Source organism: Acinetobacter sp. AOR34_HL, from assembly GCF_027854795.1.
GTDB classification, from domain to species: Bacteria; Pseudomonadota; Gammaproteobacteria; order Pseudomonadales; family Moraxellaceae; genus Acinetobacter; species Acinetobacter junii.
Genome location: NZ_JAKTID010000028.1, coordinates 33,471 through 47,878, shown reverse-complemented (window position 1 = coordinate 47,878; position 14,408 = coordinate 33,471). Strand labels below are relative to the sequence as shown.

Annotated in this window: 16 protein-coding genes; all 16 read left to right on the top strand. The window is 38.6% G+C overall.

Going from position 1 to position 14,408, the window contains the following annotated elements:
- Positions 1 to 2 precede the first annotated feature (2 nt).
- The 16 genes from MKL32_RS03770 (at position 3) to MKL32_RS03695 (ending at position 14,407) form a co-directional block, all read left to right on the top strand.
- Positions 3 to 1,079, top strand: coding sequence for a major capsid protein (locus MKL32_RS03770; protein WP_004953776.1), 1,077 nt, complete (start codon positions 3 to 5; stop codon positions 1,077 to 1,079).
- Between the two features lie 11 nt (positions 1,080 to 1,090).
- Entirely contained in the window at positions 1,091 to 1,462 is a 372-nt protein-coding gene (locus MKL32_RS03765) for a hypothetical protein (protein ID WP_270900214.1), read from the top strand.
- 7 nt (positions 1,463 to 1,469) lie between these two features.
- Positions 1,470 to 1,910, top strand: coding sequence for a gp436 family protein (locus tag MKL32_RS03760; RefSeq protein ID WP_270900213.1), 441 nt, complete (start codon positions 1,470 to 1,472; stop codon positions 1,908 to 1,910).
- Positions 1,911 to 1,917: 7 nt separating this feature from the next.
- On the top strand, positions 1,918 to 2,394 hold the full coding sequence (locus tag MKL32_RS03755; RefSeq protein WP_004953786.1) for a phage virion morphogenesis protein: 477 nt from the start codon (positions 1,918 to 1,920) through the stop codon (positions 2,392 to 2,394).
- Positions 2,387 to 2,806 carry a phage tail terminator protein gene (locus MKL32_RS03750; protein WP_130575111.1) on the top strand — a complete coding sequence of 140 codons (420 nt, stop codon included), beginning with the start codon at positions 2,387 to 2,389 and terminating at the stop codon, positions 2,804 to 2,806. Before MKL32_RS03755 ends, MKL32_RS03750 begins: the two co-directional genes overlap by 8 nt.
- 12 nt (positions 2,807 to 2,818) lie before the next feature.
- Positions 2,819 to 3,022: a hypothetical protein gene (locus MKL32_RS03745; RefSeq protein ID WP_270900212.1), complete on the top strand. Its 204-nt coding sequence runs from the start codon at positions 2,819 to 2,821 to the stop codon at positions 3,020 to 3,022.
- Entirely contained in the window at positions 3,015 to 3,767 is a 753-nt protein-coding gene (locus MKL32_RS03740; RefSeq protein ID WP_270900211.1) for a hypothetical protein, read from the top strand. The genes MKL32_RS03745 and MKL32_RS03740 overlap by 8 nt, the downstream gene beginning before the upstream one ends.
- A gap of 66 nt (positions 3,768 to 3,833) precedes the next feature.
- Complete coding sequence (locus MKL32_RS03735) at positions 3,834 to 4,388, top strand: hypothetical protein (protein WP_270900210.1); 555 nt, start codon at positions 3,834 to 3,836, stop codon at positions 4,386 to 4,388.
- 861 nt (positions 4,389 to 5,249) lie between these two features.
- Positions 5,250 to 5,477, top strand: coding sequence for a helix-turn-helix transcriptional regulator (locus MKL32_RS03730; protein ID WP_270900209.1), 228 nt, complete (start codon positions 5,250 to 5,252; stop codon positions 5,475 to 5,477).
- Positions 5,477 to 6,217 carry a KilA-N domain-containing protein gene (locus MKL32_RS03725; protein ID WP_270900208.1) on the top strand — a complete coding sequence of 247 codons (741 nt, stop codon included), beginning with the start codon at positions 5,477 to 5,479 and terminating at the stop codon, positions 6,215 to 6,217. The genes MKL32_RS03730 and MKL32_RS03725 overlap by 1 nt, the downstream gene beginning before the upstream one ends.
- 110 nt (positions 6,218 to 6,327) lie before the next feature.
- Positions 6,328 to 6,651, top strand: coding sequence for a hypothetical protein (locus MKL32_RS03720; RefSeq protein ID WP_270900207.1), 324 nt, complete (start codon positions 6,328 to 6,330; stop codon positions 6,649 to 6,651).
- Positions 6,652 to 6,700: 49 nt separating this feature from the next.
- A complete protein-coding gene (locus MKL32_RS03715; protein ID WP_204378846.1) occupies positions 6,701 to 7,372 on the top strand; it encodes a hypothetical protein in 672 nt (223 codons plus the stop codon).
- A gap of 95 nt (positions 7,373 to 7,467) precedes the next feature.
- Positions 7,468 to 7,956 (top strand): Pmp3 family protein, encoded by a 489-nt coding sequence (locus tag MKL32_RS03710; protein WP_270900206.1) that lies wholly within the window; start codon positions 7,468 to 7,470, stop codon positions 7,954 to 7,956.
- A gap of 127 nt (positions 7,957 to 8,083) precedes the next feature.
- The gene (locus MKL32_RS03705) at positions 8,084 to 12,025 is read left to right on the top strand and encodes a tape measure protein (RefSeq protein WP_270900205.1); all 3,942 of its coding nucleotides are present in this window, start codon (positions 8,084 to 8,086) and stop codon (positions 12,023 to 12,025) included.
- Positions 12,025 to 12,444 carry a hypothetical protein gene (locus MKL32_RS03700; protein WP_270900204.1) on the top strand — a complete coding sequence of 140 codons (420 nt, stop codon included), beginning with the start codon at positions 12,025 to 12,027 and terminating at the stop codon, positions 12,442 to 12,444. The genes MKL32_RS03705 and MKL32_RS03700 overlap by 1 nt, the downstream gene beginning before the upstream one ends.
- The gene (locus MKL32_RS03695; RefSeq protein WP_270900203.1) at positions 12,434 to 14,407 is read left to right on the top strand and encodes a hypothetical protein; all 1,974 of its coding nucleotides are present in this window, start codon (positions 12,434 to 12,436) and stop codon (positions 14,405 to 14,407) included. The genes MKL32_RS03700 and MKL32_RS03695 overlap by 11 nt, the downstream gene beginning before the upstream one ends.
- The last annotated feature ends 1 nt before the right edge of the window (position 14,408 follow it).

Sequence of the window (14,408 nt, the reverse complement as noted above, 5' to 3'; positions counted from 1 at the left end):
TCATGCCTCAAACATTTACATTAAGTGGTGCTCCACTCGAATTATTAGATGTCGGTGAATTGGCTTTAATTCACAGCAACTATAAGCCAATGGACACTTGGCTTTTGGATAAGTTTTTTCCCAATCGTCCTTCATTTGATCGTGATGAAGTGCCATTGGCAGAGCTTTCAACGGTTCATGACTTAGCGCCATTAGTATCACCACATCAACCAGGTAAACCATTTGATACAGTACGTTCAGCAAAAGTAGAGTTTGTGAAACCTGCTTATTACAAACCCAAAAATATTGTTACACCAACTACTTCTTTTGATGAAGCATTGATTACACGTTTGAAGGAAGCGGGAATTATTTCAACTGGAAGCCAGCAGCTATCAGATCAAGAAAAGATGATCATTGCACAGATTTCAGTGATGAAGCGTAATCATGATGCAATTGATAATTCTATTCTGCTCATGGCGACTGAATTGTTATTAAACGGCAAATATTTACTACAGTCTGACGACTATGAATACAACATGGTTGATTATGAGCGTGATACTTCGCTCACTTTTACACCTCTAACCCCATGGAATCAGGCTGGTGCAACACCAGTTAGTGACATCGAAACTATGGAAAAGCGATTGCTTGATACTAATGGTGGAAGCTCTAAAGCTTACTTGATGTCGGGTAAGGTTTGGGCTGCACTTTCCTCAAATGATGAGTTTAAAGAGCGATTCGTTAAACCTTATGCTGGTATAGCTGTTCCGTATAAACCTAGCCTAAATGTTCAGGAAGGAGCTTCATTTAAGGGCTATTTAGATGAAAAAGAGCTATGGGTGTTTGACGCAACATATCGCTTAAAATCTGGTGTAAAACGCTTTATTCCGGATGATTACTTTGGTGCTATTTCTGATACTCAAGGTTCAGTTGCTCAATGTAAAATCAAAAACACGTTGGCTAATGGTTCTATGGCAAAGTACTTTGATCGTCAATGGTACAACGAAGATCCAAGCGGAATTTTCTTAATGACTGAATCAGCACCTCTTGCAGTACCTTCTAATAAGAATGGTGTGTGTGGCGGTACAGGCTTTATCGTTTAAGGGGGAAGAATATGCCAAAGTTTATTGCTAAGCAGTCGGTAGGTAATTTCCTACCTGGTGAAGAAATCAAGGGCTTGAATGCAGAACGTATTCAAGCCCTTTTAGCTTCTGGCGCAGTTGAAGAATATAAACCACCAGAGCAATCGTCATCGACAGAATCATCAAGTGATTTGAAAAAGCTCTTAGGTGAAGTTGCAGATCTAAAGGCATCAAATACTCAACTTTCTGAAGAGAAGGAAAAGGCTTTAGGTGAAGTTGCAGATCTGAAGGCTAAGGTCGCAAAACTTGAAACTGATTTGGCTGCGGTAACAGTTAAGTCCCAGAAGGCTAGTAAAACCACTGTGGATGAAAACGTAGATAAAGATTCCACTGAAGCAAAGTAGGTGAACTATGTATGCGACCAGAGATGATCTTGTAGCACGGTTTGGTGAGGCAGAAATAGCGAATCTGGAAGCAATGCAAACACAGCCTGATGCGGTCAATGAGGCCCTTCAGGATGCTTCCGAAGAAATCGATAGCTACGTTGCTGTTGCTTATGAATTACCTCTTCCTTTAATACCCAGCACATTGAAACGTGTAGCGTGCAATATCGCACGATACCGTCTTTATTTTCAGCAACCAACTGAGGAAGTTGAAAAGCGATATGAATCGGAAGTGAAGTATCTGCAACGTATTGCCGATAAAAAAGCAGTGTTGCCTGTTCTGGATGAGGAGGATAAGCCTACTGGTGAGTTGCCTTCACAGTCACCAGCGACAATGCCAATTGGTACAACGTATAGAGGCGGGATGTTTGCTGATGACATTCTTAATCAAATGCCAAGCTTGAAGTGAGGTCCATATGCCAATTGCTATAACAGTCAAGGCAGATGGTGAATCGCCCATCATGGCCATAATGGAGCATCTTGTTGGCTATGACAAGAAAGCCATGTTTGACGACATTGGCGCATATGGTGTCAGTTCAACACAAATGCGTTTTGTTGATCAATCAGATGTAGATGGAAATCCTTGGAAGCAATCATGGAGGGCTGAGCTTCAGAAAGGTCAAACATTACGTGATACAGGGCGCTTGATGAACAGCCTCACACACAATGTTCTCAATAACGGTGTGGAGTGGGGAACCAATGTTGAATACGCGGCAACCATGCACTTTGGAATGAAAATTTACCCTAAAACAGCTGACTATTTGGTTTTTCAAGTAGCTGGCAATTGGCGCAAGGTGAAAAAAGTTGAAATTGAACCTCGAACATTTCTGGGTATTAACTCAGAAGATGATGAGTCGATTCTCAACATTATCGGGAGACATATAAGTGGCTAATTTCTTCGCAGTTCGTGCTGAGATTGCAGAAAAGTTGAAAGAAATTTCAGAGTTTAAGCAGATTTATACGCCGTTGAATTCTGTTTCAGTAACTGAGATGTCTCAAGTCACTCCATCAGCACACGTTAATTTCGTCCGAGTACGAAAGATCGATGATGCTGGTAAAGGTAAGAGCAACTTACTTGGGCTTCAATGGTCAGTGACAGTTGCATGTCGTAATGCTCAGGCGCAGCTTAACAATATTTCAGCTTTAGCAGATGAAGCTGGAGAGCTTTTAGATCAAGTGATTGAGTTGTTAGCAGGTTGGGAACCTGAAAGTTCTATCGAGCCTCTTCAGATTATTGATGTTAAAGATGGCTATGGTCCTGCCTTTGTTTATTACACAGTGATTTTAGAATCACGGAAAATTTAGGAGCTGCTACTCATGGCAGATAAACAATATAAAGCCCTACAACCTGTGGGGCGTTTTTTTGCTGGGGACTTTGTAGCGGGACTCAGTGATAAACAAATTACACAATTGCTGGCTAATAAAGCAATTGAGGAGGTAAAGCCTGAAAAACAAGCTGAGCCTTTAACAGAAGTAAAAGCAGTAAAAACAACTAACAAAGAGGCTAAAGATAATGGCTAAAGAATACATTTACCTACAGGGTAAATTTTACCTTTCCAAAATTGCAAATGGTGTGGCGGGTGCGATGCGTTTCATAGGTAACGTTCCTGAATTTGAAATCGCAATTACTGCTGATTTGATCGAGCACACCGAAAGCACTTCTGGTAACAGTACAACAGATTTCACTATGGTAAATACCACAAGTGTAGAGTTTTCAGGTCAGATTGAAGAAATTAATCCTGAGAATATGGAATATATTCTCTCTGGTACCAACCATGAAATTGCATCAACCACTGTGACAGACTTGAATATTGGTACCGTGGTTGCAGGTGATGAAATCATGTTAGATGGTTATAACTTGTCAGCGGTTTCATTTAAGGATTCAACAGCTACACCTGTAACTGTAGATCCATCAAAATATACGCTAGATGCTAAGTTCGGTACTGTGATTTTTAATGATGTAACAGGCTTAACGATGCCATTAAAAGCAAGCTTTACCACTGGTGCTGTCACTCAGACTACGATCGCAACTGATCTTGAGGAAGAGTATGAGTTGTTCTTCAAAGGCATAAATAAAGCTACTAAGAAGCATATGGCTGTTCGCTTGTGGCGTACCAAAAAGTCACCAGAAACAACTTTCCCGTTGATTCATAATGATCTTGGTCAATATCAGATCCAAGGCCAAGCGCTCTCAGACGTTTCGAAAGAATCTGATCCAGCCCTTGGTGTATACGGCCACATTGTAATTATTCCAGCAGCTGCTTAACTAAACACACAGGCACAGGGGCGCGTAAAGCGTCATTTTTTGTGCCTGTGCATTAGGATTTTTTCTATGAATGACTTTTTTCTTTTGAACAATGAATCATTGCCCTATGTTTTTGTTGATCAGAATATAGAGATTAAACAAATTCTGGTTAAAGACTTGAATCGTTTTGCTCAATTTTCTGGTCTGATTAAAAAGTTAGAAAGTTATTCAGTAGAAACGATCACGCCGTTAATTCAAACCAACATGCTTCAGGTTATGGGGGTGGTATCACTGACAACGTCATTAGATCCAAATTGTTTTTCTGAGCATTTAGAGAATACTGTCGCTATAGCTGATTTGGTGCTCAAGATTATTGAAGTCAATAATGATGTCTTTAAGAAAGAACCTAAAAGCGAGAACGAAAAAGGGTCTAGTTGGTTCAAAGCTTTTTCTTACCTGATCAATCATGGCCATCGTCCTGATGAAATTTTAAATATGACTTATGGTGCTTTCTTAAAATATTTGAGTGCTGCTCAAGCGATTGAAAGACAGCAAATCAAATCCTATGCGATTGCTACACGTGTTGCTAATAATGCAAAACAGCAAGGGTGGGATAAATATTTGAAGCAGTTGGATAGCTAGATAATCTGATGAGTTTTGTTGGGAAGTAGTAATGAATGTTTGTAATTTTTTTTTAATGGAAAAATACTTTGTACTTAATGTAATGAACTGTAATGAAATAGAACGAACGAGAATGAAATGGATAATTGGTGCTGCTATACGACAAGATTTAACGCAGTTGATGTTACAAACTGCAGTTTAGAAGTAGCCATTTAAGTAAAACTCAATTAAGATTAATTTATTCATTGAGTTGTAACAAATTCAGGTACAGGCAATGAATATAGATAGCGAAGTTTGAAAGTACAGCCTAATAGATTGGGGCAAAGTTGAATTGATAGATCAAACTGACGAATAAGCAAATTGAATATACTGATGAATGAAATATTAAATACTGACTTACTCCCAACCTACTGTTACAGCAACTTGAACTATTTAAACTATCGTTGAGTTTAAGCTTTTGTTATGCAGAAAGCGGACAATAAAAAAGAGCTAAGAATTGGCGTTCTTAACTCTTTGGATGACACAAGGAATTGGCGTTCTATGTGTCTTGTCTTAAAACTGTGATGCAAATGTTGAAGCTCTTAAATTAAATCCGCCTGACAGGGCACAGAATTTTAGGAACTTTTGGAAATGTAAGACAGTTAAAAGACAAGTCTTATCGGTACTCCGATAGGTAAAGCTAGCTTTACCCTATAGATGAAACTATAACTATAGTTATCAACTGATGCAAACAAAATGTTTCTCCAGATAAACACTATTGTTTGCTATTGAACCTATCGAATAGCTTTATCTGTCTGATAATAATTAGCTTTAACTAGTTTATATTTTTAAACTTTTCTTTTTGTTTTGTGTCTCAGCGAATCTCTATAGAGGTACGTTAAGATGACTACATCTAAAAATCAACAAACTGAACAACGCTTAATCCGCCGTAAAGAGGTGCAAACCAAAACAGGATTGGGTGCATCATCTATTTATGTCATGATGAAAAGTGGAGAATTCCCACAATGCTTAAACTTATCTGAACGTCGAGTTGCTTGGATAGAGTCAGACATCAATCAATGGATTGCTAACCGTATTGCTGAACATAAAGCTGTACAGGAGGCAAATTAATGAGTGCTATCGTAAAAATTAAGTATGAAGATCAAGAACATTCGTTCAACAATAATGGTTGGTTTAACGCTACGCAAGCTGCTAGGAAATTTAATAAACCAGTCCATGACTGGGTACGGTTACCAGAAACACAAAAGTATTTAGAGGCGCTTGAACGCAAATACGGGAAAATCCCTTATTTGAAAACTAAGCGTGGAAATAATGGAGGAACATGGCTTCATCCAAAGTTGGCTGTGCGATTTGCACAATGGCTCGATATTGATTTTGCAATTTGGTGTGATGAGCAAATTGATAATCTCATTAGAACGAACCAAGCACCTCCGCAATTTCAAGACATGATTCGTTCAATGCTGTTGCCAAAAGCTACAGTTTGGGAGAAACGCTTCCCCGACTCATTTTATAAAGCTTTAGCAAAAGTTACTGGCACTGAGTTTAATAGTCATATTGGTGGAACACCTGCTATTTTTGGTGATCTCACAAATAAATGGATATACGGAGTCATAATGCCAAAAGATGTATTGATTGAATTGCGTGCTCATAAACGTGATGGTGAAAAGATGCATCAATGGCTGACCAATGGAGGTGAGAAGCTGCTTTCAGACCAAATTAATAAAGTTGAAGCAATTGCTAACTCATCAAATGATTATGCCGATTTTATCAGTCGATGTTATCAGGCTTTTTCAGCAGCAAAAGGGCAATTAAGGTTGATTTTACCCCAAAACAATTATTGTTTAAGTTAAAACTAAACACAAAAACCCGCCAAGTGCGGTTTTTTGAATTCCCTAAATATATGCTATAAATACCCTCACCCGAGGGTAATTTATTATCTACAATATAAAAAGCTAAACATATGAAAAAACTAATATTAATTTGTTTAACCACATTGATCATTGGTTGTGAAAAACAACCGGAAGTACAAAATGAAAATGCTTCTGAGAAGTTTGATGCTGCTGATCAAAAGATTTCAGATTATTTGGATCTGTTAGATAACCCGAATGCAGACAAAGATGCTCAAAAGAAAGCGCTTTGTGAAGACTATCCAAAAGTGTACGAAAAGGAATATATGCCTGCACTGATGAAGCTATCAACTCAAGACACTAAAGAAAAACTTCTTAATGATCTTAAAATTACGAGTGATTATTACAGTCAGAAGTTGGGTATTACTTGTGACTAGCTTTTAACTTCAAAACAAAATATCCTCGTAGAAAATTCGGGGATTTTTTATGTCAAAAATATTTTTAACCTTCTCATTTAGCCTATTCTTAGTTGGTTGTGCTACACCAGTTTATAACTCCACCATGACTGTTAGTAATATAAGTAAACCACCTATTAATACAATTAATACTGTGAGTGTTGGTGATCAAATGTTGGTGCAGGGTACTTTGAGGCAAAATGATGTTCTCGAGTTGCAGCAGCAAACAAAGATAAGTTTATATACAATTCCAGCAGGGCAATTTATTAAAACGGGTGAAAATGAGAAAGGCAAATACTTCACTTTAGTAAGCACTACTGGTGCAATGGTGCAAAAAGCATTTATGGCTGATCCAGCACAAGCTTTGATGACTGCACCAGATGGCAAACTTTGCGTTATTACTGTTTTCAATTTGAAAGCATGTCAAGCCGATAAAAGTTTTGTTATTAAGAAAACTAACATAGCTAGTGAAAACTCATTTCAGCAAACACTAATTTATAGTGGTAAAGTCGGCAATAAAATTAATATTGGCTATAGAGAGTTTTCAAGTAACATGGCTCGCCCTGCATTTAACAATGATGTTGAATACGACCTAAACGAATCAAAACAGATTGGGTATAAAGGGGCTTTGTTGGAAATTATTGAAGCCAATAATCAAAATATCACTTACAAAGTTTTAAAAAACTTCAATAAGGTAGATTGATATAAAAAAGAGAATTTGAGGTTATTTTTATTGCCACAATTTTAGCCGTTTGTTAGATTTATTTTCTAATCAAAATTTATAAATTAGAAAATTAAATGGCAAACAAATGTATAAGCTGCAATAACTGTGGTCATATCGGCTGGTCTAAGAACAGAGGTAATTTTCTAATTACCATTGTTTTAGTTATTTTCTTTTTTGTTCCAGCAGTAATTTATGAAATATGGCGTAGATCAGGCTTAGGTATTTGTTCTAATTGTGGTAGCAATCTTGTTGTTCCGTCAAATCAGTGCAACCCTAAAGATAGACGTTTTCAGCTTGATATTTCTGGGATTTTATTAATCGTCGGTGGTTTGATTGGGAGCCTTTTCTTAATTTTATATTTACTAGGACTCGGTGCTGAGTTTTATAGAAACACTTTTAATCCATCTCAAGAAAAGTTATATGAAAGATGCTATGCCGATGGTCTTAAACATTACCAAACATTAAATCAGTTCCCAATGTTGGCTGATGGTAAGACACTGACGATGGATAAGATTCAACTGGATTGTAAAGATAACACTACTGGAAAATATGTAGCTAAGTGAACCAATTAAAAATTTAAGCCCGACCAAGTGTCGGGTTTTTTAATGCCTAAATTTCAGTTTGGCAATTTAGAAATGTCCATTACCGCATATCTAAATTGCCTTTTTTATTTGGTAATGAGGTAAATGTATGGCTAAAGAATTAGTTTTCAAAGTCGTAATGCAAGGCGATACAAACAACTTTGATACATCTGTAAAAAAGTCTAAACAAACAGCAGAGCAGATGTTTCAGGCGATTGGAACAGCAGTTGAAGAATTAGAGAAAAAAACGAAGAAATCATCCGACTCAACAAAAAATATAATTTCAACTGATGCCCAAGATCGAGTTAAAGACCTTACTGCTGAGTTAAATGCCGCAACAAATGTCATTGTGGCTATGGGTGATAAAAGCTCTATATCAGCTAATGAAATTCGATCAATGTCCCAGCAAAGCCAGCAGGCTATATCATCTTTAAAAGATGAGCTTGTTGCTGCACAGGCGGAATATCTGCAACTTAGCCAAGCGCAAGCATCACCACAATACATAGGCGAGACGATTGCCAAGATTACAGACATTAAAAGAGCAATCCGTGATGTTGAGACTGCTTTTGGTACGTATCAGACTGTAGCTGCAAATGCCATGACTGGTGTTGCAAACGCAACCAGCATTACCATTACAGAGATTCAGAAATTCACATCTGTAGATTTAACTGCATTTGTTTCAGAAGCACAAAATGCGACTCGGGCTATTCATTCAATGGGTGATGGCGCGGTTGTATCGACAAAAGATGTTGAACGAATTGGGCAGTTAGGATCCACAGCAATAGATTCATTAACACGAGAATTAAACAGCGCGAGACAGGCTTGGGAAAACCTATCTAATACAAATGGGATTGATCTTGATGAGTTGGTAGCTGCAAAAAATCGTGTAGATGGACTTGAGAGGGCATTAAGTTTAACTGAAACATCAATGGATGAGTTTAGAGGTGCTGTTAGTCAAGCAACGCCAATACTAGATCAATTTGATGATTCTGTAGATAGTACTAATCAAGAGTTAAAGGAAACAGGGACACTTTCTGAAAAAGCTGCTCAAGGGCTTCAGGATCTACAAAACACCTATGGCCTATTAACTACAGTTTTAGCTGGTTTAGGTATTGGTGTAACTGCATCAGAACTTGCACAGACATCTGATGAGTTTAAGAATCTTGAGGGTAGGATCAAGATTGCAGTTGGAGAAGCAGGTAACTTTGAGTCTGCACTTGATGGGGTAGTCGAGGTTGCCCTTGCAACCAATTCAAACTTGATTGCAACAGGTGATTTGTTTGCAACACTCACTAGAGCGACCAAGGACTTAAAAACTACAACTGATGGTGTAGTGACTGACTACAAGTTAAGTCAGGCACAAATTCTGCAACTTACCGAAACTATTAATCAGTCTATTAAAGTAAGTGGTGCGAGTGCACAAGCTAGTGAAGCAGCAATAGTTCAGTTTGCGCAAGCAATAGGTTCTTCTGTACTCAGAGGAGATGAACTGAACTCAATCATTGAACAAGCTCCTCGACTTGCACAAGCATTAGCAGACGGTTTAGATGTGCCTATTGGGAAGTTAAAAGAGCTTGGTGAATCAGGTCAATTATCTGCTGATGTTGTTATAAAGGCATTGAGACAACAATCAGAGATCATTGAGGCTGAATATAAAAAGCTTCCTATGACTGTTGGATCTGCTATTGAGAACCTTAAAACTTCATGGATGGTGTATATCGGTGAGCTTGATAAATCTAATGGAATTAGCGAAAACGTAGCTAAAGCTATCAAATATATTGCCGATAACCTTGATCAACTTGTTTCTACTCTTACTTTTGCTGCTCAAGCATTCGTTGCATATAAAGCCTTAGGAATGGCTGCAATCTTTTTAGAGAAAGCAAACAGTGTTAGAGCTGCAAGTATTGCAATTCAGCAGGAAACCGTTGCCTTAACCACTAATACTCAAGCTCAGCTCATTAATGCCAATGCAGCAAGGGCAAATGCTGCTGCACATACAGGTGTTCAGTCTGCTGCCAGCAATCTATTCCCAACATTTACTAAAGCAGCGGGAGGGATGACAACTTTACTTTCTCGTTTTGGTGCATATGGTATAGCCGCTGCTGCTGTGGTTACTAGCGGAAGTTTGATAGCCGATATGTTTGTCAAAACAGGTGAGGCAATTGGTGAAAATGTTGCAAAATTATGGTTGAAAATTACTGGTGAGAAATCACTAGAGCAGTCTGAAAAAGACCTAGCTGCTCAACAAGAGGAGTCTAAGAAGAAGCAACAAGAGCTTGCTGAAGCACGTGAAAAAGCTGCACTTAAAAGTGAAATGTTGAAGAATGCAGCACTTGGTTTAAACGAGGTATCAAAAGCCACAGTTGCAGAGTTTGATAAGCAGATTAAAGCAGGTGAGCAAGTTTCTGTTGTGCTTGAAAACATAGCGAAGTCTTTTAACTTTGACTCTAGCACAGGAATAAACAATGCCATCACGGCTTTAACAGCACTCCAAACCCAAGGAAAGATTACAGGTGAACAGGTTAGAGCAACCATATCTGATTCACTGAAGGGAATTGACCTGTCAGAGTTTCAGGGAAAGCTTGCTGCTATCCCAGTCAATTTAGAAAAGCAAATTGAAGAGGCCAACAGTAAAGTCAAAGCCAAACAAAAGGAGTTGGATGATTGGAAGAAAAACAATGCTGATATGAACTATAAGCAGTGGACTGTTGAGGTAAGTAAATATCAAACTGATATTGATAAACTACAAGCCAAATCGAGTGCATTGCAAGTTCAATATGCTAACTCAGTAAGATCAGCTGCAGACGTTCAAGGTGCGATTCTTGATGAAGCAATTCGCCGTACTGGATTGAGTTATGAAGAGCTTGAAGGTAAATCAACGAAAGCATTTCAATCAGCGCTAAGTGATGTCAAAACCATTATCAATGGTATGGATGATTTAAAAGACCGCGGTGTTGATGTTGGCCGAGCTCTTGATGCAAGTATTAGTAACGCTATTAGCACCGCAACAAATCAGAAAGAAATTGATGATCTTAAAGCGAAAATTATCAACTTACGTTCTACTCTTGGTGAAAAAGTTGCTGATGGCTTATTACAACAAGCCGAACAGCAATTAATCAATATCCAAAAAGAAGCTGATAAAACTCAAGCAGGTATCAACTCTGTTGCTGAAGCTTTTGGAAAGTTTGGACTACAAACCAAAGCTGAAGCGTCTATTGCTGCTAAAAGTTATATGGATGCATTTAGCGAAATGGAGAGAAGTGGTCAAGCTACATCAGGTCAACTTAAACAAGCTCTGATAAAGATGACTGATGAAATCTACAATAGTGGTGATGCTGCTAAGGTTGCTTGGTATGAGTCTAAGTTGTCGGCATATGATCTTAAATCATCAATCGACGACCTGGGTAATACTTCAGTCAAAACCATGAATGATATTGGGAATTCAGCAAGATTCGATGCTGCTAATGGCTTCCGTGAACTTGGTCGAGTTGCACGTGAAGAAGCTAAATCTACTGCTGATGAGTGGATTGATGCGATGGCCAAAGTCGATGCTAAACGCAAAGCTCAAGCAGCTGAAACGGCTAAAGGTTTAGGTCAATTGGCTGACGGTCAAAATCAAATGGCTCAGAACTTCTATGATCAGTTGATTGCTGGTGGCATGGAAAAAGGTCGTGCTGAAGAACTTAAGAATGAGTCAATAACGCGAATGAACAATCAATTGCGAACTGCATTAAATGGAGGATCTGCAAGTGGTGCATTTGATGCGAAGATTGGTCGTAATGAATCTCAAGCGTGGATGCAAGAAATTCTTGATGGCTTAGATAGTAAAGGCTCTATCGGAAGTTCATCACCGAAGATCTCTGCACCAAATATTGAAGCTCCTTCTATTCAACAATTCAAGATGCCTAATATCGATATAGGTAGTCCTAAAAATGTGCGAATTGAACTGGTAAATGGCAATAACTCAACCACTGTATATGGTGACGAGCAAGAAGCCGATTTTACTGAAAAATTCTTTAGAGAGCTTGAACAGGCTAAGAAGAGAATGTAATGAGACTCAAACGAAATGCAACAAATGAAACCGTCCCACTTGAGGACGGTTTTTTATGGTCTGACGAATTTGCTTGGAAGCCGATTGAACAAAATCAAGAGTACGCCGTTGATGGCACTCTGATAGTTCAAGAAGGAAAGAAGAAGTCAGGTAGACCAATCACACTGTTATCTAAAACTGACAATCAGGGATGGATTAAGCGCTCAGTTTTATCAGTCATTCAAGACTGGTCAGCTTTGCAAGATGAACAATTCACATTGGTTTTTGAATATCCGCATGACACACGCCAATTCAACGTGATTTTTAATCATGCACAAGGCGCAATTGAAGCTGATCCAGTCAAAGGCTTTCCAACAGTTTCAGAAGAAGATTACTACAAAGTTACCCTTAGATTTTTAGAGGTGCCAAATGCCAATTGAGACCAATAATTTAGTTTTATATAAGTCTGAGCGCCTTACAGATACAACAGACGGAGGTGGTAAATATTCTGGCCAAGTTGTAGTGGATGGGGAAAGCAATAACCTTTTCCCTGATGTCTCCGAACTAGATCGAACCATGGGCCGTGTATCAATGCGTAAGATCTATGCTGGTGTAAATAGTATAGATACTGATGCGTTAATGGGTTCAACCGTCTTTGTTTCTAAGAATCCTGATGATCCGAACGTCTCAGCACTTTTGTTCAGCACAGATTCACATGTAGATACCCGTGATTCTGCTCAAAATCGAGTTGAAAATTATCTTGCTAAAGGTGGGCAGATTGCGGGAACGCCGTTAGATACTTTGTGGCAAGGCATGAAGATCATCCAAGTTGCAATGTTTAAAAATGAAATTGAGGCAAATGTCGGTGACACGATTGTATTAATTTCGCATGAAGGCAAAAGCAACGAATATGAGCAATACGTAAGAATCACTAAAGTTGAGACACGTATTGCAATCATGATCGTGGACGGTAAAGAAGTTGAATACAAAGTTGCTACTTACGATTTGAATGATCCGCTTGAGATTGATTTTGTTGGGTTATCAGCAAGCCAATGGTATCAAGGAACTAAATCTACAACGATTATTCGAGACACATTAGTTGCTGACACGGGGAAGTACTACGCAAGTACTGATTTAGTTGAAAATGCTAATGTTGGTCAGTTCACTGTTCAAGCAGCAAGCATCTTTAGCCAACTGGTTCCATCAGCTCAAATTGAAACTCCTTTAGTTGACTTGAATGCTTCAAGTGAAAGTATTGCATTGGTATCAGGCAACGCAAATACGATCACAGTTGCTTATTCAACAACGATTGGAACATCACAAAACTTGTATATCGGTTCTAGTGTTATTCCTTCTAGTGTTTCTTTTATATTGTTTGGTAATGCGATTGCAGATCAGGGTGGACTGCTTAAAAAGTCGGATGGTACTCAAGTCGGAACTATTGACTATCAGCGTGGATTGATTCAATGGACTGCTTCTGCTGGCTCAGGTTCAACAAGTTTAAGTATCACATTTAAGCCAGCTGCTGCACCAACACAGCCGATGCATACCTATGCAGTTCCTGTCACTCAGAATAATCAGTCTCTTAACTGGACTGGTGTTTTGGTACCAATTCCTGCACCAGGTTCTTTGTCAGTGTCTTATATGGCTCAAGGTAAGTTTTATACACTTAAAGATAATGGAAATGGGCAATTAAAAGGATCGAGTGATTCATATGGAGCTGGAACAATCAACTATGTGACTGGTTCATGGTTAGTCACATTAGGTGCATTACCTGATGTTGATACTCCAATTCTGTTGTTATGGGGAACGCCAATATCAACTTTTGAGAGAGCTGATCTAGCAGTTTTGCCTGCTGCAATCGAGTTTGATCTCAATCAATTAGGGATTGCTGCAAGTTCAGTAGCAGTGAATTGGATGTTAGAAGGTATTGCAAAATCTGCAACATCTAATTCACAAGGGCAATTCACTGGTGATGCTACAGGTACCGTTAATTATGCAACAGGTGTTGGGCGAATAATTCCGAATAAATTGCCGCAAAAAGCAACAGTTTTCACGATCAACTACAGCTTCGGCGATCCAAAATCACAGACTGTTTCAAATGTCAGCCCTAATGGATCTCAACAATTAAGTTTTAATATTGGGACAGGTGCTGCAATTGAACCAAATAGTGTTGAATTGAAAATACCTGTGTATGAGTACCCAACTTCTTCACCTGATAACTTTCAATTAGTGACATTATTTGATGTCCCAATAAATGCAGCTACTGGGAATTTGATTGATCGCTTAGGAAATGTGCAGGGGACAATCACTTATGCAAGTGGTGCCTGTGTAGTGACACCTGTGCTTGAGCAAATTGTTTACAGCCAGTCTTATCTATCTGTTGTCTATGTTTCGGGGTGAT

Coding starts and splice junctions, on each gene's coding strand:
- MKL32_RS03745 (WP_270900212.1), top strand. CDS start 2,819: ATGGCAGATAAACAATATAAAGCCCTACAACCTGTGGGGCGTTTTTTT.
- MKL32_RS03730 (WP_270900209.1), top strand. CDS start 5,250: ATGACTACATCTAAAAATCAACAAACTGAACAACGCTTAATCCGCCGT.
- MKL32_RS03735 (WP_270900210.1), top strand. CDS start 3,834: ATGAATGACTTTTTTCTTTTGAACAATGAATCATTGCCCTATGTTTTT.
- MKL32_RS03710 (WP_270900206.1), top strand. CDS start 7,468: ATGGCAAACAAATGTATAAGCTGCAATAACTGTGGTCATATCGGCTGG.
- MKL32_RS03760 (WP_270900213.1), top strand. CDS start 1,470: ATGTATGCGACCAGAGATGATCTTGTAGCACGGTTTGGTGAGGCAGAA.
- MKL32_RS03695 (WP_270900203.1), top strand. CDS start 12,434: ATGCCAATTGAGACCAATAATTTAGTTTTATATAAGTCTGAGCGCCTT.
- MKL32_RS03720 (WP_270900207.1), top strand. CDS start 6,328: ATGAAAAAACTAATATTAATTTGTTTAACCACATTGATCATTGGTTGT.
- MKL32_RS03705 (WP_270900205.1), top strand. CDS start 8,084: ATGGCTAAAGAATTAGTTTTCAAAGTCGTAATGCAAGGCGATACAAAC.
- MKL32_RS03715 (WP_204378846.1), top strand. CDS start 6,701: ATGTCAAAAATATTTTTAACCTTCTCATTTAGCCTATTCTTAGTTGGT.
- MKL32_RS03740 (WP_270900211.1), top strand. CDS start 3,015: ATGGCTAAAGAATACATTTACCTACAGGGTAAATTTTACCTTTCCAAA.
- MKL32_RS03765 (WP_270900214.1), top strand. CDS start 1,091: ATGCCAAAGTTTATTGCTAAGCAGTCGGTAGGTAATTTCCTACCTGGT.
- MKL32_RS03725 (WP_270900208.1), top strand. CDS start 5,477: ATGAGTGCTATCGTAAAAATTAAGTATGAAGATCAAGAACATTCGTTC.
- MKL32_RS03755 (WP_004953786.1), top strand. CDS start 1,918: ATGCCAATTGCTATAACAGTCAAGGCAGATGGTGAATCGCCCATCATG.
- MKL32_RS03770 (WP_004953776.1), top strand. CDS start 3: ATGCCTCAAACATTTACATTAAGTGGTGCTCCACTCGAATTATTAGAT.
- MKL32_RS03700 (WP_270900204.1), top strand. CDS start 12,025: ATGAGACTCAAACGAAATGCAACAAATGAAACCGTCCCACTTGAGGAC.